This is a genomic window from Acidothermus cellulolyticus 11B, assembly GCF_000015025.1.
Taxonomy (GTDB): Bacteria; Actinomycetota; Actinomycetes; order Acidothermales; family Acidothermaceae; genus Acidothermus; species Acidothermus cellulolyticus.
The window spans coordinates 267534-286744 of the sequence record NC_008578.1 but is presented as its reverse complement, the minus strand read 5'-3'; the positions used below and the strand labels follow the sequence as shown (position 1 = coordinate 286744).

Below are 19211 nucleotides of genomic sequence, written 5' to 3'. Positions count from 1 at the left end.
GTCCCGTCATCACAACCTCATGCGTACTGGCGGCGCTCATCGGGCGGGGGAACGGTGGCTCCCTTGTACTCCACGGGAATGCCCCCAAGGGGATAATCCTTGCGCTGCGGATGCCCGGGCCAGTCATCCGGCATGAGGATTCGAGTGAGCGCCGGATGCCCGTCAAAGATGACGCCGAACATGTCCCAGGTCTCCCGCTCCTGGAAATCGGCCGTCGGCCACACGTCGACCACCGACGGAATATGCGGATCGGCGTCGGGGGCGGCGACTTCCAGCCGGATGTGACGTCGATACGTCATCGACGTCAGCTCATAAACCACGTGCAGTTCGCGGCCGACGTCGGTCGGATAGTGCACCCCGGAGAGCGAATTCAGCAATTCGAACCGGAGCCGCTCGTCATCGCGAAGCACGAGCGCCAGCTCACGCAGATATTCCCGGCGCACGTGAAAGGTGAGCTCGCCGCGATCGACGTCTGTCCGTTCGATCGCGTCCGGCAGGCGCGGGTAGGCGACGGCCAGTGTGTCCGCCACCTGGTCGAAGTAGCCGCCGAAGGGGCGGGGCGACGAGGGCAGACCGCGCAGTACCGGCTCGGTCATCGCAGCAACCCCTTCATCGAGTGCGTCGGCAGCGCGTGTTTCGCCGCTTCTTCGCGTTCGTGCGCTTCACGGACGGCGTGCACGCCGAGCTTCGTCGACTTGATTTTCTCGTGCAATTCGAGAATGGCGTGCATGAGCATCTCCGGACGCGGCGGGCATCCCGGCAGGTACATGTCGACGGGGACGACGTGGTCCACGCCTTGCACGATGGCGTAGTTGTTGAACATGCCCCCGGAGGACGCGCACACGCCCATCGCGAGCACCCACTTCGGCTCCGGCATCTGGTCGTAAATCTGCCGGAGCACCGGCGCCATCTTCTGGCTCACCCGGCCGGCGACAATCATCAGGTCCGCCTGCCGGGGTGACGCGCGGAATACCTCCATGCCGAAACGGGCCAAGTCATACCGGCCGGCACCGGTCGCCATCATCTCAATGGCGCAGCAGGCAAGACCGAACGTCGCCGGCCACAGCGAGCTCTTTCGCACCCATCCGACGGCCTTCTCGACCGTGGTGAGCAGAAAACCGCCGGGAATTTTCTCCTCAATGCCCATGGGTCAATCCCACTCCAGTCCACCGCGCCGCCACACGTACACGTACGCAATCAACACCGTGACGATGAAGAGCAGCATCTCCACCAGGCCGAAAACGCCCATGTCGCCGTATGCCACCGCCCACGGATACAAGAAGATGATTTCAATGTCGAAGACGATGAAGAGCATGGCGGTGAGGTAGTACTTCACCGGAAACCGTCCGCCGCCGATCGGTTGCGGCGTCGGTTCAATGCCGCATTCGTACGCGTCGTACTTGGCCCGGTTGTACCGCTTGGGACCGGTCAGCGATCCGGCGATGACCGAGAAGACGGCGAAGCCGCCGGCGAGCAGGAACAGGGCAAAGATCGGGACATAGCTGAACATGCGCTCACCTCCCGTTGCTGCGCCGAACGACGCGTACCGTTCCCGCGCTCATCGGTCCCGGTGTACCGGTGAGCACCGCGGTGCAGTCTAGAACGCGTGCCATGGCCTTACGCCGCCGGAGCCCATCGACTGGCCGCGTTGATGATGCGGTCCATCGCGTCGCCGTCACGCGGATCGGTCAGATTCGCCAAGAATTTCAAGGTGAAACGCATCAGTTGAGGGTGCGGAAGGCCGTGCCGGGTCAGGAACCGCATCACTCCCGGCTTTCCGATCAGCTGGACGAACCACCGTCCGAGGGTGTAGTAACCGCCGTACTGCTCGGCCAGCACCCGCGGGTAGCTGCGAAGCGTCCGCTCCCGGGCGGCGCCGGTCGGCTTGGCCAGCGCTTGAACGATGATCTCTGCAGCGGCCGCACCGGACTCCATCGCGTACGCGATGCCCTCACCGTTGCACGGATTGATCATTCCTGCGGCGTCGCCGACGAGGAGAAGCCCGTCGGCGTACTGCGGTTTGCGGGTGAAGCCCATGGGCAGCGCGGCGCCGCGGATCGGCCCCTGGGCTGTCTCCTCGGTAATCCCCCACTCGGCGGGCATGCCGGCGACCCAGCGGCGCAGCAGCGCTCGATAGTCAATGTTCCGGAAGGCGGACGACGTGTTGAGGATGCCGACACCCACGTTGCTCGTCCCGTCGCCCATGCCGAAAATCCAGCCGTACCCGGGCAGCAGCCGTCCGCCGTCCCGCAGCTCCAGCCACGATTCCAACCAGGTGTCGTCGTGCCGCCGGGAGGCGTAATACCGCCGGTAGGCCACACCCATCGGGCGCCGCGGCAACCGGTCGCGGCCGACCGCAAGCGCGAGCCGGCCCGAATTCCCATCCGCGGCGACGACGACAGATCCCCGCACAACGAGCGGTCGTTCACCCTCGGCGGTGGCCACCACCCCGACCACCCGGCCGGTACGGTCATCGATCAGCGGCGCCGACACCGGCGTCCGCTCGTGCACGACGGCGCCGAGTTTCGCAGCGTGCCGGGCAAGAAGCTGGTCGAAGTCGGTCCGGGGACGGACCAGCCCGTAGTCCGGGAAGCTGGCCAGCTCCGGCCAGGGAAGCTCCAGCCGCATCCCGCCGCCGAGAATGCGCAGTCCCTTGTTGCGCAGCCAACCCGCCTGGGCCGACGTGTCAATGCCGAGTCGCACGAGCTGCCGGACCGCCCGGGGCGTCAGACCGTCGCCGCAGACCTTCTCGCGCGGAAATGCACTCTTCTCCAGGACGACGACATCGACGCCGGCCTGGGCGAGATACGCGGCGGTCGTCGAGCCCGCCGGTCCCGCCCCGACGACGACGACGTCCGCGTCCAGGACGATAGCCCCCGCGGGTGGCTCGGTCAGGACCGTTGGGGACGGGGTGGTCGAACCCGTCGTTGGAACCGGCTGCGGTGTTTGCGCCACTCGGCAACTCCTGGGTGCCGCCCACATGCCACCACATGCGAGCTTGTGAAATTCTTCACGAACTCTCGGGTTGCAGTCTATGGCGTCGGTCCGGCAGAGGGCTAAGCGGATCGCAGCGGCCGGGCCGCCGTCAGCTGTCCTCGGGACAACCGCACGACGCGACGATTACGGCTTGATGGCGCGGTGGATGCTCACCACCCCCAGCGAGAGGTTCCGCCACGCAACCTTTTCCCATCCGGCGGCGGCGATGCGGGTGGCAAGCGTCCGCTGGTCCGGCCAGCCGCGGATCGACGCGGCCAGGTAGCGGTACGAGCCCGGATTCGAGCCGAACCGTGCCCCGATCACCGGCACCAACCGCAAGTACGCGTCGTAACCCCACCGGACGAGCCGGGGGGTCGGCGTACTGAATTCGCAGATGACGAGCCGGCCGCCCCGCCGGGCGACCCGCAGGCACTCGCGCAACGCGGCGTCCACGTCGGCCACGTTCCGCAGGCCGAAGGACATCGTGACGACGTCGAAGACGCCATCGGCGAACGGGAGCGCCAGTGCGTCCCCGGCGACGTACACCAGCCGCGAACCGTAGCGACGCCGTCCCTCGCGCAGCATGCCGAGGGAGAAGTCGCAGGCGACACAGGACGCACCCGACGCCGTGAACGCCAGCGACGACGTGCCGGTCCCGGCGGCCAGATCGAGCACCCGCTCACCGGGACGGGCCGCGACGGCTCGTGCCACCGCCCGACGCCAGAGCCGATCCTGGCCGAGCGAGAGGAGATCGTTGACGAGGTCGTAGCGGCGCGCCACCGTGTCGAACATGGCGGCGATGGACGACGGGTCCTTGTCGACGGCCGTCTGGTCTTCGCGACCATCCGACGGGTCGCCGCCGGAGGTCACAGCGACTCTCCCGCCGCTGTGGTCGACCATGTCGCCGTTGTCGTCGGCCATGTGGTAGCGGCTCCGATCTGCCGGAGGTGCGATTTCACGTCATCGTCGCATAAAGCGCCGGTGATCCCAGCGTCGTACAGCAGGCGCGGTTCAACGCCCAGCCGGGCCGCGATGGTGAATTCGCGGGACAAATCCGTGTCAAAGACGGCGGGATCGTCGGTGCCAACCGTGCAGGGAATCCCGGCCGCCGCCAAGCGCGGCAAGGGATGGTCTGCGAGATCGCGGATCGCTCCGGTCCGCAGGTTGGAGGTCGGGCAGACGTCCAAGACGATGCCCCGCTCGCGAATGACCGCTACGAGCGCCGGATCGGCCGCGGCGGCGATGCCGTGCCGGATCCGGACGGGATTGAGCGCCTCAATCGTCTCGCGCAGCGTGGCCGCGCCGGATGCTCCGTCGGGAAAGAGAGGGAATTCGCCGGCGTGCGGCACGACGCCCAGCCCGAGGTCGACCGCTGGAGCAAACGCGGCAGCGTAATGCCGCGTCGGCCGGGCCCGTTCGTCGCCGCCGATGCCGACACCGACAACGCCCCGATCGCGATATCGGCCGGCGTACCGGACCATCTCCGCAACCAGCTCCGGATCCGCGCCCCGATACGCCTCCGGCGTCAGGCGGACGACGACCCCGTGCTCGGCGTACGCCCGCTCGGCTCCCTCGCAGTACCCGTCGAAAATCTCCGCCCAGCCGACGCCGCGCATGACCCGCTCGACCGGCGAGAAAATCCCCTCGATATAGACCGCGCCGTGCCGCTTCGCCCGTCGCGCATAATCGACGACGACCTGGGAGAAATCCTCCGCCTTCCGCAGCACGTTCGTGGTCAGGATCCAGAGCCGGAGAAAATCCGAGAATGTCGTCACGCGATAGAGCGCACTCAGCTCGTCGACGGTCGAAACCGGCAGCGCCAGACCATTCCGTGCGGCGATATCAAGCACCGTGGCGGGCTCGACGGTGCCTTCGAGGTGAACGTGGAGCTCAATTTTCGGCACCGCCTCAACCGAGACGGGATCGTGGGGTGTCACGCCACGGAAGGGGACTCGACGGCGATGGACGAGAAGTGCGAGCGGAGCCGGGGGTCAAACGGCGGGTCGTCGTCCGGCGTCCAGTGAATGCGCACGTATCGGTAGAGGGTGTCGCGCTGGGCCGGAATGCGGCCCGCGGTCCGGATCAGATGAATCATCTCGGCGAGATTCCATTGGTGGCGGGCGCCGGCGGACGAGACGACGTTCTCCTCCAGCATCACCGAGCCGAGGTCATCGGCGCCAAAATGCAGCCCGAGTTGACCGACTTCTTTTCCTAGGGTGAGTTGCGAAACCTGCAGGTGCGCAATGTTGTCGAGAAAGAGCCGGGCCACCGCGAGAAGCCGCAGGTATTCCACCGGCGTGGCGAGGGTGCGGCCGCGCAGGTGGTTGTTCTCCGGCTGGTAGGTCCACGGGATGAACGCCCGGAACCCGCCGGTACGGTCCTGCACCTGCCGGATAAGCCGCAGATGCTCGATCCGCTCGGCGTTGGTCTCTCCGGTGCCCATCATGAATGTCGCCGTCGATTGAACGCCAAGGCGATGCGCGGTCTCCATCACCTCCAGCCACGTGGCGCCGGACTCCTTGAGCGGTGCGATGAGACGACGCTGCCGGTCGACTAGGATCTCCGCGCCGGCGCCGGCGAACGAGTCGAGCCCCGCGTCGCGAAGCCGGCGGATGACCTCGGCAAAGGTGAGACCCGAGGTGCGGGCGATGTGGACGACCTCCGAACCGCCCAGTGAGTGCAGGACAAGGTTGGGATAAGCCTGCTTGATGGCACGGAAAACCGCTTCGTACCACTCGATGCCGAGGTCAGGGTGGTGGCCGCCCTGAAGCATGATCTGGGTGGCGCCGAGGTCGACCGCTTCCCCGCAACGACGGAGAATTTCCTCGATGGAATGGGTCCAACCCTCTTCGTGCTTCGGCGGCCGATAGAACGCGCAGAAGCGGCACGCAGTGACGCAGACGTTGGTGTAATTGATGTTCCGGTCGATGAGATACGTGGCAATGGCGGCGTTCTCCCCGAAGCGACGGCGCCGGACGGCGTCGGCCGCCCGGCCCAACGCATGCAGCGGTGCGCGGGTGTAGAGCGCAAGCGCTTCGGTCGCGTCAATCCGCTCGCCGGCTACGGCACGCTGCAAGACGGCACGGACATCGACGTCGGCCGCAGCCGCCGGATCCGGCGGCGCATCGGAGGAGGCGTCAGCCGCCGGCTCGCTGACCGCCGCACCGGCCGGGATCGACTCGCCACCGGCCGGGCGCGGTTCCGCTGGTCCGCTCGCGATCGATTCACTGGCCACCCGTCCAGGGTAGCCAGCCGGTGCTAGCAGTCCGCCGGTGGCGGGGCGTCGTGCTGCGACCCCGCGCGGCAGAGCCGCCGCAGCACGGCGATGAGCTCCTCGTTCACGGTGCCTTTCACGAGGATGGCGTCGGCGCCGGGGGGAAGCGGTTGACGTTCCCCGGAGAGCACCGCAACTCTGACCCGCGGGTTGGCTTCTCGAATGCGCCGGATGGCCTCGGTGCCGGACATCACCGGCATGGTGATGTCAATGACGAGCAAATCCGGCTGCTCCCGCAGCACGAGGTCGACGGCCTCGGCGCCGTCGCGGGCGACGCCGACCACATCGAAATCGGGTTCGATCGACAGCAGCGTTGCCAGCAACGCGCGCATACCCGCCGCGTCATCAGCGACGACGACGCGGCACCGTCGCACCGACGTGCCCGACGACGCGGTCGCGTCGTGGGCGGCCATCGCCGCGACAAGCGGCACCGAGGACGACCGTGGCAACACTGCTCGATAATCGCAGCTTCACCCCGCCGCTTGAGGGGATTCCTGAATTCTCACCGCAATGGGTGATGTGGGAACGCTTTCGAACCAGCCCGGACTTACACGCGGACGAATTCCGGATGCCATGGGTGGACTAGCCCGAGGCGGGGGGCGATCCGCCGGGCGAACTCGCGAAGGCCGGCCAGCTGCCGAGGACCGAGCGAAAAATCCAGCGTCAGGAAATACCGCACAAGGGTCTGGACGTCGAAATCCTCCCATCTCGCCGCAGATTCCGCCACTTCGGTCACCCGAGCCAGCGACAGGTCCCGGGAGTGGAGAAATGCGGCGTGGACGTCCTTGACCAGCCCGGGATGGGCGAGGGCGAATTCCCGTCGGGCGGCCCAGACGGCGAACACCATGGGAAGACCGGTCCACTCCGACCACGCTGCTCCCATGTCGTGGACCTCGAGGCCCAGCCGCGCGCCGTCCCGCAGGGTCGTGCGCAGCGCGACGTCGCCGATGAGGACAGCGGCCGACGCCTCGAGCATCATCGCCGGTAGATCCGGCGGGCAGGTGAGGTATCGCGGCTGCACGCCGATCCGCTCCTCCAGAAGCATCCGTGCCAGTTCGACGGTGGTTCTGCTCGTCGAGCCGAGCGCGACGAGCCGGCCGTCGAGGTCGGTCAACGGCAGTTGACTTGCCAGCACACACGACATGACCGGCCCGTCGGCACCGACCGCGAGGTCGGGCAGCAGGAGCAGGTCCGCGGAGTGGCGCAGATATTCGACGACGCTGATCGGCGCGATGTCGAGGTCGCCGTCGACGAGCCGATCGCTCAACCGATCCGGTGTGTCGCGGAAAAGCTCGATGTCGAGGAGGGCTGCTGACCGGACAAGGCCCCAGTACAGCGGAAGGCAGTTGAGGAACTGGATGTGACCTACCCTCGGACGCGGTACGGTCACGGCCGCTCCTGGCCAGACGCGGTCCAGTCTTGGTACCGGCTCCGCCTCGCGGCGTCCGCACCATCCCGCTCGGCGTCCGGGTCTTCCTCATCCCGGGCGGGCGTTCCGTCCGGCGCGGGTGCGCCGTCCGGCTCGGGTCCGCCGTCCGGCGCGAACGCCTCCATGTCCTGGTCTTCGGCTGCCAGACGTGCGGCGGCCCGTTCGCGTCGTACCCGCGCCAGCTCGCCGAGCGCTGACCCCATGTCTTCCCGTTGGCGTCGCAGCAGGGCGAAGCTGGCGAGACCGGAGAGCAACAAGGCCAGGACGACGAGCAGCACGCCCCGGACACGGACCAACCAGAGCAGGCCGAGTGCGACGACGAACACTCCGAGCCTGGCGGCCGTGTACCAGAGGACCGCACGGATCGCGCGGCGCCGCAAGTCTTCAGTCATACGGCGGTCGGCATCGGTTGCGGCACGTCGCGGCGGTGCGGATCCGGACCGGGATAGACGCGGAGGACGTTGTAGCGGGTGTCGCGTTCCACGGGGACGAAACCAGCGTCCCGGATCAGTTCGAGAAGGTCTTCCCGGTGCAGCACATTCGGCGTTCCGTAGTGGTCCGCGTCATGGGTGATTTTGTACTCCACCACCGAACCGTCGAGATCATCCGCGCCGTACGACAACGCCAGCTGAGCCGTCGTCAAACCGTGCATCACCCAGAACGCCTTGACGTGCGGCACATTGTCGAAGAGCAGACGGGAGACCGCGAAGGTCTTCAGCGCCTCGGCCCCGGTCGCCATCGGCTGAGTGGCGAGCCGATTCCGCGGATCGCCGTTGGGGTCGTGCTGGAAACGCAGCGGGATGAAGACGACGAAACCGCCGGTCTCGTCCTGCAGCTCACGCAGCCGCAGGACGTGGTCGACCCGGTGCCGCGGTTCTTCGATGTGACCGTAGAGCATCGTGCACGGCGTCCGGAGTCCCTTGGCGTGCGCGAGGCGGTGAATCCGTGACCAGTCCTCCCAGTGGGTGTCATGGTCGACGATGCGCCGCCGGATTTCCCAATCAAAGATTTCCGCGCCGCCGCCGGTCAGTGATTCCAGTCCGGCGTCGATGAGCTCGTCGAGAATCTCATCGGCCGGGAGTCCGGAAATCTTCTCGAACCAATGAATTTCCGTCGCGGTGAACGCTTTCAGCGCCACGTTCGGCAGCGCCTTCTTCAGTTCCCGCAGCATGCGGGGGTAATAGCGCCAGGGCAGGGTGGGATGCAAACCGTTGACGATGTGCAGCTCGGTGATGCCTTCCGGTTCCATCTGCCGGGCGAGCTCGACCGCCTGCTCGACCCGCATCGTGTACGCGTCCGGCTCGCCCGGCTTGCGTTGAAAACTGCAGTATGCGCAGGACGCCGCGCAGACGTTGGTCAGGTTCAGGTGCCGGTTCACATTGAAGTAGACGTAATCCCCATTGAGCCTGGTCCGCACGGCGTGGGCGAGCTCACCGAGCCAGGCCAAGTCGTCGCACTCGTAGAGGGCGACGCCGTCCGCGAAGCTCAGGCGCTCCCCTGCCAGAACCTTGGCTTCGATCTCACGCTGGAGCCCGGGATCCACAACTCCTCCCTCGACGAACGAGCCGCGCGGTTGGGGCTGCCGACGCAGCGGCCATCCCCCTCAGCATGCCGCACGCTCCATAAGCGATCACACGCGCCGGTTCGCTGTGACGCGATCTCGATCGTTCCACCGGTTGGCCGCCGGCGGCCACGACGCCGCTGCGGATCGGCATCGGATCGCCGCGCGACCGCGCCAGTGGCGCTACGGTACGTGATGCAGTCGCGACAATGCGTCGCATCGCCTTAGGCGGTCGGGAATTTTCGTCACTATCCGTAGTGGAATAGTGACGACTGCCCCGTTTTTTTGCCGAAACGGCGACATTTCCGCGGCAAATCGAGGCGTGCGGGGACATCGGCGTGTACACATCTCATGGGGGTTAGCACCCGTCACACCCACCAGACAGAACGGAACTACACCACACTCATGAGAAGGTCATCACACGACCCCAGCGCGGTCGACGATCCGCACTCTGCCGCCGGCGACCTGCCGGCCTCCGATATCAGACCGGCTCAGCCGAGCCGACCATCCAGCCGACCAGCACGACAGGAGGCAGAGATCATGATTGAGGCAACCCGAGATCGGCTCCTCACCCCGGGCGAGGTCGCCAATCTCTTCCGCGTGGACCCGAAGACGGTGACCCGATGGGCGGCGTCCGGACGGATCGGCAGCATCCGGACGCCCGGCGGCCACCGGCGGTTCCGGGAGTCGGAGGTCCGGGCCTTGCTCCGCGGCGAATCGGCGCCATCGTTCGGTCCGGTCGCCTTCGACACCGAGGAGAGCTGACTGACCGAGCCGCCGCGAGCGGTCGTCGTCCCCGCACTCCGCCCGCGAGCCGGTCAACCGCCGAGCTGTCCCGTCCACCGCGCGAAGAGCTCGTGCTCGACGCCGAGCAGGTCCAGCACCTTCCCGGCGATGAAATCGACCAACTGCTGCACGCTCTTCGGTTTGCTGTAAAAAGCGGGCGCCGCCGGTACGACCGCCACCCCCAGATCCGCCAGAGTCGCCAGCTGGCGCAGGGTGATTCCGGTGAGCGGGGTCTCCCGCGGGACGACGATCAGCAGACGCCGTTCTTTGAGGGTGACATCCGCGGCGCGTTGCAGCAGATCCCTGGACAGCCCGGTTGCGATGGCCGCGATGGACGCCGTACTGGCCGGTATCACGACCATGCCGTGGGTCAGGTACGAACCGCTGGACGGCGGCGCCGCGAGATCGGTCACCTTCCAGATCCGCACGTCCCACGGCTCGGCCGGGAGGGACGGAAGGGTGTCATCGAGCGGGGTCTCCAGCCAGCGCCGCAGACTTGGCAGGTCGTCTCGCCAGGTGAGGCCTGCTTCGTCGCGGAGCGTGAGCCGCGCGGCCCGCGAGACCACCAGGTCGACCGGCCGGCCCGCCGCGAGCAGGCCGCGCAGCAGCGCAGCGGCATACGGCGTACCGCTCGCCCCCGTCACACCGACGAGCCAGGGACGGCGGCCTTGCCGCTGATCGGTCACCACCGCAGCCCTCCGGCGATAAGGTCGCCGAGACCGAACAGAAAAAGCCCGACACCGATGTATCCGTTGACCGTGAAGAATGCGCGGTTCACTTTGGAAAAGTCCGACGGCTTCACGAGATGCTGCTCGTAGCCGAGTGCGACGGCGGCCGCGAGTACGCCGACCAGCCAGACGATCCGGAGGCCGGCGGCGGCGCCGAACCAGAGCAGGAGGGCGATGGTGGCAAAGTGCGCCACCCGTGACCACGCGAGCGCGATATGCGGGCCGAACCGGGCCGGCAAGGACTGAATTCCGACGGTCCGGTCGAACTCGTAATCCTGCAAGGCATAGATGATGTCAAAGCCGCCGATCCAGCACCCCACGGCAAGGCCCAGCAAGACCGCCGTCCACGACCACGTACCCGTCACCGCAATCCACGCGCCGATGGGACCGATGGTTTGCGCGAGCCCAAGGACAGCGTGCGGCGCCCAAGTGATGCGTTTCGCATATGGATAACCCGCAAGGACGAACGCAGCGACCGGCGACAAATACAGGCAGAGCCGGTTCAGCGCGGCGGCGGAGACGACCAGCACGGCGAGGGCGGACAGCGCTCCGATGCCGGCCGCACGCACCGAGACAACCCCGGTCACCAGTTCCCGCTGACGCGTCCGGGGATTGCGCGCGTCGATGTGCCGGTCGACAATCCGGTTCACCGCCATCGCAAACGTGCGAGCCGCAACCATGGCGACGGTGACAATTCCCAACTGGCGCCAATGGACATGCCGATCCGCCTGCCACATGGCGGTGAGCGCGGCGATGTACGCGAAGGGCAACGCGAAAACGGAGTGCTCGAATTGAACGAGGCGGAGGAACGCCCGCAACCGGCCGGGTCGCCGCGCGGGCGGCGTCTCGGAGCGGGGGGACGTCCCGGCGTCGGTGGTCTCCACGCGTCGACTGGTCACGGCGTCCTCTCCGAGCTGCCGGCAACGGGGTGGAATTCCGCCTGCGACGATACCGGTGTCACGGACGCGCCTTTCCCAGCTCGGCGGGAAGACCGAACTCCGCCCAACGCCGGCTCACCCGTTCGACGATGTCGCGATCCTGGACAATCATCTCCGGCCAGCCGCGGTGGTACCCTTCGCCGGGCAGTTTCGCCGTCGCGTCGATGCCGATTTTGCCGCCCCAGAATTGCTGATAGCTTGCGTGGTCGAGGTGGTCGACCGGACCGACCGCCTGCACGAGGTCATGGGCGTAATCGACGTTGCCGAAGGCCCGCCACGCGACGTCCCGGTAGTCGTGGACGTTGCAATCGGCGTCCACGACAACGATGAGCTTGGCCAACGACAGCATGCCGGCGCCCCAGATGGCGTGCATCACTTTATGCGCGTGTTTCGGAAAGCGCTTCTCGATACTGACGATGACGCAGTTGTGAAAAACGCCTTCGATGGGCAGGTCGAGGTCCACGATATCGGGAATGAGCAGTTTTACCAAGGGAAGAAAGATGCGCTCCGTCGCCTTCCCGAGAAAGGCGTCCTCCGCAGGGGGACGCCCGACCACGATGGCTTGGAAGATGGGGGTCTTGCGCATCGTCACGGTTTCCACGTGCAACACCGGAAACGGTTCGACCGGCGTATAGAAACCGGTGTGATCGCCGAATGGCCCCTCCGGACGCCGTTCGCCCGGTTCAATCCATCCCTCCAGGACCACCTGCGCGGAAGCGGGAACTTCCAGGGGGACGCTCACACACTCCACCAGCTCCACCCGTTCCCCGCGGAGAAAACCGGCGAACGCGTACTCGTCAATATCGGCCGGCAGCGGGGCCGAGGCCACGTAGCTCAACACCGGGTCACAGCCGAAAGCCACCGCGACCGGAAGGCGTTCACCGCGGCGTTCGGCCACCGCATGGTGCGCCGTGGAATCCTTGTGAATCTGCCAATGCATCCCGATGGTGCGCCGGTCGAAGCGCTGCAGCCGGTAGAGCCCGACATTCCGCTGACCGGTCTCCGGGTGTTTCGTGTGGGTGAGCCCGAGGGTGAAGTATGGACCGCCGTCCTTCGGCCAGGTGTGCAGCGCCGGCAGCCGGGTGAGGTCGACGTCCTCCCCTCGCAGCACGATGTCCTGGCATGCCCCGGACCGGACCCGTTTCGGCGGCACCGCACGGAGCTGCATGGCCCGGGAGAAGACGTCGCGTACGCCGGCGAAACCCTGCGGCAGCCCGGGTTGGAGGAGGCCGGCGATGCGCCGGCCCACGTCGTCGAGCTCCGCCGCGCCGAAGACCTTCGCCATCCGCCGCGGCGTGCCGAAGACGTTCATCGCGAGCGGCATGTCATAGCCGATCACATTCTCGAAGAGCAGCGCCGGGCCGCCGTTGCGCACCACCCGATCGACAATCTCGGTGATCTCCAGGTACGGGTCGACCGGTGCTGTGATCCGCACCAGGTCGCCGTCCCGCTCTAGTGCGTCAAGAAACTCCGGGAGATCGGCGAACGGCATGGGCTTAGTATCGCCCGGTCCGCCGGCAGCCCTGTCACCGCCGTCATCACGCCGGGCCGGGAGCGCGGTCGGCCGTCAGATGCCGGCGTACGAGTGCATGCCGCTGATGAAAATGTTCACCACAAAGAAGTTGAAGAGCACGGTCGCGAACCCGAAGAGGGCGACGTACGCGGCCTTCCGGCCGCGCCAGCCGGCGGTGGCCCGGGCGTGGAGATAACCGGCATAGACCACCCAGGTGATGAACGCCCACGTCTCCTTCGGATCCCACTGCCAGTAATGCCCCCAGGCGTACTCCGCCCAGATGGCTCCCGCAACCACGGCGAAGGTCCAGATCGGGAACGCCAGGGCATAAGCCCGGTACGCCAGCCGGTCCAAGACCGCTGCGCTCGGCATGAGCCGGGCGAGGGCGGCGAACCGCACCGGACGGCCATGGCGCTCCGCACTCGCGTAGTGGTCCGCGACAAGGAACATGACGGTCGCAGCGGTCGCCACCGTGAAGACGCCGGTCGCGATGATCGCGGCGGTGACGTGGATCGCCAACCAGTACGAGTGAAGCGCCGGGACCAGCGGGGCCGCCGCGACGTACAAGACGGTGATCGCGAGTCCCAACGCCAACAGCACGGGGATCATCACGAAGACGCCGAGCAGACCGAGCGCCTGCTGCCGGTACCTCGCAAGCACGAGGAGAAACGCCCCGACCGCCGCCCAGGTCAGCGCGAGGGTGAATTCGTACATGTTGCCCCAGGGCAGCCGGTGCACGGACAGGCCGCGGGTCACGAGCGCGCCCGCATGGATCAGCCAGGCGAGGATCGTCAGGACGACGGCCAGCCGGCCCGCCCGGACGCCGAACCTCCACACCCGGTCAGAGCGGTCTTCGGTGCCGCCAGCCGGTCGGTCTTCGCTGAGTCCGGCCGGAAGCCCCCCGCGTGGCGGCGAGCCGTCGGCGGTGTCGCCGATACCGGCCGTTCCGTCTCCCGACGCCGTCCCGACGGACGCCGTCCCAACGGACGCCGCCGCTCCGACGGACGCCAACGCGACGGCGCGCCGCGCGGGTTCGCCAGCGTCCGGCACGCGCGTAGGTTGGCCGGCCTCCGGGACGCGCACCCCGAACGCGGCGCGCACCGCGTAGCCGACGAAAGCCAACGAATATCCGACGAGAGCCGCCGCTACCAGCTGATTCGACAGGCTCGCCAATCCCGGATCAACTGACACCGTCATCCCTCCTCGACCCGGCGCCGATCCGCATCACGCCGTCCGACTCGCCATCCGCCGCCGCATCCGCGGCGTCCGTCCGGCGCCGCAATTCCTCGGCGAGCCGGGCGAACGCCTCGGTGAATCCCCCGCTGGCATCGGTGCGGGGAAGACCACCAACCTCGACCACCGTACGTCCCGCCTCGTTCTCGGCCGCACGGACCCAGACCCGCCACCGCCGGATACCGAGCGAGACCAGAAGACCGGCAATCGCGACACTGATTGCGACCAGGACGATCGGCTTACCCGGATCCCGGGTGAGCTGAAAGGCGGCGAAGTCCGAAAAGCCCACGAACGTCACCGAGCCCTGGCCATCAGGAAGCGTCAGGGTCTGGCCCGGGCGCAGAATTCCCTTGCCGAGCAGGTGCATCTTCGTGGTGTCCAACGTGTAGACCGATTGCGGGATACCGGAATCCAAGCCGAGATTCCCACCGAAGACGCCAAGGACCACCACCGGATTGTCGGGCGCCGGGAAAATCGAAATCGGCTGCCCGGTCACCGGATCCGCCGCGGCGGTCGGCAGGAAGAACCCGCTGATGCCCAGCTGCTGTGGCTTCGCGTCCGGCAGCTTCACCACGCCCTGGGAAGTGAAGACGCCATCCCGAGGCAGGAACGGCACTGTCTCGTCGAAGACGCGCCCCGAACCGTCGCGGATCCGGAAATGCGGCGCGTAGCCGTGGCCGGTGAGGTACACATTCACCCCGTCCACAGTGAGCGGATGGTTGACGGAAATCTCCGACGTCCGCATCGGCGCGCCGGGCCGCGGCTGCCACGTCACTGTCGCCCGGTAATCCGCCGCAGCACCACGCGTCGGACCGGATTGGACGAAGCTGGCCCGAAATGCGTCGAGCGTGAAGGTGAACGGCGGCAGCGCGCCCACATTGACCATGCGGCCGGCCGAGAAACTGTCGTAGGCGATTTGTGTGTCGGCGAAGGTGTCGTGCTCTTTGAGAATGACGGTTCCGGTGAAGCCGAATCCCGAGGTCACCGCAATGCCGAGCAATACCACCAGCAGGGCGATGTGAAAGACGAGGTTGCCGGTTTCCCGCAGCTGACCGCGTTCCGCGGAGACCGCCAACGTTTGATCGTCGACGCGGAGACGGAAATGTCGACGCGCAAGCACCTGCCGGGCGGCGCGGACCGCGTCACGTGCCGGCAGGGTCGTCTCCCACCGACAATATGCCGGTAGGCGGTGGAGATTCCGCGGGGTCGGCGGCGGCGGGGTCCGCAACATCGCCGCGTGCCGGAATGCCCGCGGCACGACACATCCGGCAAGTGAAATGAACAGCAGCAGATAGACGGCGGCAAACCACGCCGAGCCGTACACGTTGAAAGCGCCCAGGTGGTCGAGAATGGGTGCAAGGGTCGGATGCCGGCTGAAGAATGCGGCCACCGCCGCCGGATTCGCACCACCCCGCTGCGGCAGGATGGATCCGGGAATCGCCGCAAGTGCCAGCAAGAAAAGCAGAATCAGAGCGGTCCGCATTGACGTGAGCGAATACCACACCCAGCGGAGTACGGCGAGGAGCGAAGCCACCGCAGGACGACGGGCCCGTTGCCGGGTGCCGAATTCATCGGTCTCCGCAGCCGCTGCACCATCATCGGTCTCCGCAGCCGCTGCACCATCGGCGGTCTCCGCGGCCGCTACGCCGTCGGCGTTCTCGGCAACCGTTACACCATCACGAGTCAGCTGAACGTGATCGCGGACTGCAGCCACGTCCGGTGCGACGCGGTCCGTGCGGGATTCGGAGAGGTCGGTCATAGCGGCGCCGTATATCCCGTGACGAGGTGCTGCAATGCTCCGACGACGACGTTCCACAAGCCGCTGACGAGCAGGAAACCCACAAGCAGCAGCATGACACCACCGACGGTGCTCACCAGCCGCTGGTGCCGCCGGACGACGGCGAGCGCACCGAGGGCTCGGCGGAACCCAATTGCAACGAGAATGAAGGGAATACCGAGACCCAGGCAGTACACAAATGTGAGCAGCGCGCCTTGACTTGCGCTCGATCCGGCCAGCGCAAGCGCCTGCACGGCACCGAGGGTCGGGCCGAGGCACGGCGTCCACCCCACGCCGAAGGCGAAACCGACGATCGGGGCGGCGGCAAGACCGGCTGCCGGCAACCGGTGGATGCGGATCTCCCGCTGCAGGCCGGGAAAAAGTCCGAGAAACACGCAACCGAAGACGATGACCACAACCCCGAGAACTCGGTAGACGACGTCGCGGTGCGCCGCCAGGGTCGAGCCGACATAGCCGAAGAGCGCCCCACCGAGCGTGAGAGCAATCGAAAATCCCACCACGAAAAGTGCGCTGCCGGCGAGCATCCGGCTCTTGCGGACACTGCCGTCGCCCAACTCGGCGCCGGACATACCCGTGACGTACGCGAGATATCCCGGGACGAGCGGCACGACGCACGGCGAGAGAAACGAGACCAGACCGGCAAGGGCGGCGACCGGTATCGCGAGAAGCAACGACCCGGAGAGCACCGTGTGCTGAAACGTCGTCGCGATCGATGCCATCGTCACGACGACTCCCGGACCACGTCGAGAACCAGCGCCTTCAGCGGGTTATACGTCAGTTCACCCAGTGCCCGGGCGGCAATGCGCCCGCTGCGGTCGATGACGAGAGTGCTCGGCGGAAGTGCCGGATTGATGCCCGAACCACGGAACTGCAAGGCAATCGACGCGGACGGATCCGCGAAACTCGGATAGCTGATGTGGTGATCGGCAACGAAGGCGGGCCCGTCGTTCGGCCCGTTCTCCCGAATGTCCACACCGACGAAGTGAACACCGAGAGCCTTGGTCTCGGTGTAGACCTGTTCGAGCGCGGCGGCTTCCGACCGGCACGGCGGGCACCAGGACGCCCAGAAATTCAGCACGATGACCGTGCCGCGAAACTGCGCGAGGCTCAATGGACGGCCGGAGAGGTCCGTCCCGCTCACCATCGGCGCCGCCGGCCGGTCCCCCGCGGCGAATCGAGTAATCGCCGCCTTGCCGTTGACGACCGTGGTGCTATCCGCGGCGCGCGACGCTGCGCAGCCGGCCAGGAGCACGACGACGCAGCAGGCAACGAGGCTGCGGAATCCTTGCGTAAAGAAACGCCGACCCGAGCAGCCGCGGCGTCCGGCGCCTGGTTGGTCGTGCATGTACTGCCAGATCGCCACCGGAGTCCCCTCGTCGACTGCGGCTCCATTCTGCCGACGTCGTCGCCACGAGCCGGCATGAGGGGGAGAGCCGACCATCGGGATCAGGGGTCGGCGCACCCGGCGTCACGCTCCGGCGAGTTCGCCGATCCCGGCACGCCCGGACGGCTCGGCGTACGTCACCGCGACGACCGCCTCGTCGTCGAAGACCAGGCTGGTGATGCTGCCCAGGGCGCACTGGCGGCGTCCGGGATGATGCCAGAGCGGACGACGCTCGAGCATGCGCCGCACCGTCCATATCGGCAGCTGATGGCTGACACAGACCGCCTCATGGCCGGCCGCCCGCCGCCGCGCGTCCTGGACCGCGGCCCACATCCGGGCGGCCACCTCCACGTACGGCTCGCCCCAGGACGGCCGCCACGGGTTGCGGACCAGCCACCAACTGCGCGGACGCCGGAGCGCACCGTCACCGACCCGTTGACCCTCGAACGCGTTCGTCGCCTCGATCAGCCGCTCGTCGATCTCAACCGGTACGCCGAACCGGGCGGCGACCGGCTCAGCAGTCTCCCGCGCCCGCTCCAACGGTGACGACAGCACGAGGACGACGTCATGACCGGTCAGCGCCTCCGCCGCGCGCTTTGCCATCAGCAGACCGGCTTCCGACAGGTGGAAGCCTGGTAACCGGCCGTACAGCACGTGGCGGGGGTTGAACACCTCGCCATGGCGCAGCAGGTGGACGATGGTCCTGGTCACTAGGTCACCTTAGCGAGTCGGCATACCCTCGACATGTGCCGATTCAGGTCGCGCTCTCCACCTCCTCGGTCTGGCCGGAGTCGACAGCCGTCGCTTTCGAAATTGCGGCGCGCCTGGGGTACGACGGCATAGAAGTCATGGTGAACGCGGACCCGGTGAGCCAGGACGCCACCGCACTGCGCCGGCTCGCCGACTACCACCAGATGCCGGTGGTCGCCGTCCATTCGCCGTGCCTGCTGCTCACCCAACGCATTTGGGGAACCGAGCCGTGGGCGAAATTGACCCGCGCCCAGTTGCTCGCCGAACGCCTCGGCGCACGGACCGTGGTGACCCACCCGCCGTTCGCCTGGCAGCGGGGATACGCCCGGCAATTCGTCTCCGGATTGAGCCGCATGGCCGAAGAGACCGACGTGGTCTTTGCCGTGGAGAACATGTACCCGCAGCGGGGACCCCTTGGGCTGTCCATCGCAACGTATGCGCCGTCCTGGTCACCGCTGGATTTTGATTACCCCCACGTGACGCTGGACATTTCGCATGCCGCGGCCGCCGGTCAGGACGGCCTCGTCCTGGCCCGGTCGCTCGGCGACCGGATCGCGCACGTCCATCTCGCGGACGGCTCCGGCTCATGGCTGGACGAACATCTCGTGCCGGGCCGCGGGCGCCAACCGTGCGCCGCCATCCTTGGCGTCGTCGCCGGCCGGAATCTGCCCGGAGCCGTGACCGTCGAAGTGAACACCTCCAAGGCGCGCTCCCACGCCGAACGCGCCGAGGCGCTGGCGGAAGCGTTGCGGTTCGCCCGCGCCGCGCTGCACACCACGACACCAACCGCCTGACCGCACCAGCACGGTGCCGGCCATGGTCGTCGCCGGATAGCCTGAGG

20 protein-coding genes and 1 pseudogene are annotated in these 19211 nt (G+C 67.3%); 2 read left to right on the top strand and 19 right to left on the bottom strand.

Annotated elements, in window-relative coordinates; genetic code table 11:
* Positions 1-17: 17 nt before the first annotated feature.
* From ACEL_RS01395 to mqnE, 11 genes and pseudogenes are all read right to left on the bottom strand, one after another.
* Positions 18-650, bottom strand: a pseudogene (locus tag ACEL_RS01395) (NADH-quinone oxidoreductase subunit C); the annotation flags it as partial.
* Positions 593-1147, bottom strand: a complete 555-nt coding sequence (locus ACEL_RS01390) for a NuoB/complex I 20 kDa subunit family protein (protein WP_011719105.1) — start codon at positions 1145-1147, stop codon at positions 593-595. The pseudogene ACEL_RS01395 and the gene ACEL_RS01390, both read right to left, overlap by 58 nt.
* A 3-nt stretch (positions 1148-1150) precedes the next feature.
* Positions 1151-1510, bottom strand: coding sequence for an NADH-quinone oxidoreductase subunit A (locus ACEL_RS01385; RefSeq protein WP_011719104.1), 360 nt, complete (start codon positions 1508-1510; stop codon positions 1151-1153).
* A gap of 107 nt (positions 1511-1617) precedes the next feature.
* Positions 1618-2955, bottom strand: a complete 1338-nt coding sequence (locus tag ACEL_RS01380) for a geranylgeranyl reductase family protein (RefSeq protein WP_011719103.1) — start codon at positions 2953-2955, stop codon at positions 1618-1620.
* Between the two features lie 165 nt (positions 2956-3120).
* Entirely contained in the window at positions 3121-3897 is a 777-nt protein-coding gene (locus ACEL_RS01375) for a demethylmenaquinone methyltransferase (RefSeq protein WP_238378048.1), read from the bottom strand.
* Complete coding sequence (gene add / locus ACEL_RS01370) at positions 3843-4880, bottom strand: adenosine deaminase (protein ID WP_202943388.1); 1038 nt, start codon at positions 4878-4880, stop codon at positions 3843-3845. Before add ends, ACEL_RS01375 begins: the two co-directional genes overlap by 55 nt.
* 29 nt (positions 4881-4909) lie before the next feature.
* Positions 4910-6052: a cyclic dehypoxanthinyl futalosine synthase gene (gene mqnC / locus ACEL_RS01365; protein ID WP_011719100.1), complete on the bottom strand. Its 1143-nt coding sequence runs from the start codon at positions 6050-6052 to the stop codon at positions 4910-4912.
* 182 nt (positions 6053-6234) lie between these two features.
* Positions 6235-6681 carry a response regulator transcription factor gene (locus ACEL_RS01360; protein WP_202943387.1) on the bottom strand — a complete coding sequence of 149 codons (447 nt, stop codon included), beginning with the start codon at positions 6679-6681 and terminating at the stop codon, positions 6235-6237.
* A gap of 116 nt (positions 6682-6797) precedes the next feature.
* The gene (locus ACEL_RS01355) at positions 6798-7640 is read right to left on the bottom strand and encodes a menaquinone biosynthetic enzyme MqnA/MqnD family protein (RefSeq protein WP_011719098.1); all 843 of its coding nucleotides are present in this window, start codon (positions 7638-7640) and stop codon (positions 6798-6800) included.
* Positions 7637-8071, bottom strand: coding sequence for a DUF4229 domain-containing protein (locus ACEL_RS12095; RefSeq protein ID WP_011719097.1), 435 nt, complete (start codon positions 8069-8071; stop codon positions 7637-7639). The genes ACEL_RS01355 and ACEL_RS12095 overlap by 4 nt, the downstream gene beginning before the upstream one ends.
* Positions 8068-9222, bottom strand: coding sequence for an aminofutalosine synthase MqnE (gene mqnE / locus ACEL_RS01345; protein WP_011719096.1), 1155 nt, complete (start codon positions 9220-9222; stop codon positions 8068-8070). The genes ACEL_RS12095 and mqnE overlap by 4 nt, the downstream gene beginning before the upstream one ends.
* Before the next feature lie 558 nt (positions 9223-9780).
* Here mqnE and ACEL_RS01340 point away from each other — a divergent pair.
* The gene (locus ACEL_RS01340; protein ID WP_011719095.1) at positions 9781-10005 is read left to right on the top strand and encodes a BldC family transcriptional regulator; all 225 of its coding nucleotides are present in this window, start codon (positions 9781-9783) and stop codon (positions 10003-10005) included.
* Positions 10006-10058: 53 nt separating this feature from the next.
* Here ACEL_RS01340 and ACEL_RS01335 read toward each other — a convergent pair whose 3' ends face one another.
* The 8 genes from ACEL_RS01335 to ACEL_RS01300 all read right to left on the bottom strand — a co-directional run bounded on the left by ACEL_RS01335 (position 10059) and on the right by ACEL_RS01300 (position 18331).
* Positions 10059-10712: a UbiX family flavin prenyltransferase gene (locus tag ACEL_RS01335; protein ID WP_011719094.1), complete on the bottom strand. Its 654-nt coding sequence runs from the start codon at positions 10710-10712 to the stop codon at positions 10059-10061.
* Positions 10709-11653 (bottom strand): menaquinone biosynthesis prenyltransferase MqnP, encoded by a 945-nt coding sequence (gene mqnP / locus ACEL_RS01330; RefSeq protein WP_011719093.1) that lies wholly within the window; start codon positions 11651-11653, stop codon positions 10709-10711. Before mqnP ends, ACEL_RS01335 begins: the two co-directional genes overlap by 4 nt.
* A 58-nt stretch (positions 11654-11711) precedes the next feature.
* The gene (locus tag ACEL_RS01325; RefSeq protein ID WP_011719092.1) at positions 11712-13184 is read right to left on the bottom strand and encodes a menaquinone biosynthesis decarboxylase; all 1473 of its coding nucleotides are present in this window, start codon (positions 13182-13184) and stop codon (positions 11712-11714) included.
* A gap of 75 nt (positions 13185-13259) precedes the next feature.
* Complete coding sequence (gene ccsB / locus ACEL_RS01320; RefSeq protein WP_049751321.1) at positions 13260-14402, bottom strand: c-type cytochrome biogenesis protein CcsB; 1143 nt, start codon at positions 14400-14402, stop codon at positions 13260-13262.
* Entirely contained in the window at positions 14386-16197 is a 1812-nt protein-coding gene (gene resB / locus ACEL_RS01315) for a cytochrome c biogenesis protein ResB (RefSeq protein ID WP_011719090.1), read from the bottom strand. Before resB ends, ccsB begins: the two co-directional genes overlap by 17 nt.
* Positions 16194-16955: a cytochrome c biogenesis CcdA family protein gene (locus tag ACEL_RS01310; protein ID WP_041834864.1), complete on the bottom strand. Its 762-nt coding sequence runs from the start codon at positions 16953-16955 to the stop codon at positions 16194-16196. Before ACEL_RS01310 ends, resB begins: the two co-directional genes overlap by 4 nt.
* 2 nt (positions 16956-16957) lie before the next feature.
* Positions 16958-17599 (bottom strand): TlpA family protein disulfide reductase, encoded by a 642-nt coding sequence (locus ACEL_RS01305; RefSeq protein WP_011719088.1) that lies wholly within the window; start codon positions 17597-17599, stop codon positions 16958-16960.
* A 105-nt stretch (positions 17600-17704) separates the two neighbouring features.
* A complete protein-coding gene (locus tag ACEL_RS01300; protein ID WP_011719087.1) occupies positions 17705-18331 on the bottom strand; it encodes a histidine phosphatase family protein in 627 nt (208 codons plus the stop codon).
* A gap of 35 nt (positions 18332-18366) precedes the next feature.
* Here ACEL_RS01300 and ACEL_RS01295 point away from each other — a divergent pair, with 35 nt between their 5' ends.
* Entirely contained in the window at positions 18367-19164 is a 798-nt protein-coding gene (locus ACEL_RS01295; protein WP_011719086.1) for a sugar phosphate isomerase/epimerase family protein, read from the top strand.
* The last annotated feature ends 47 nt before the right edge of the window (positions 19165-19211 follow it).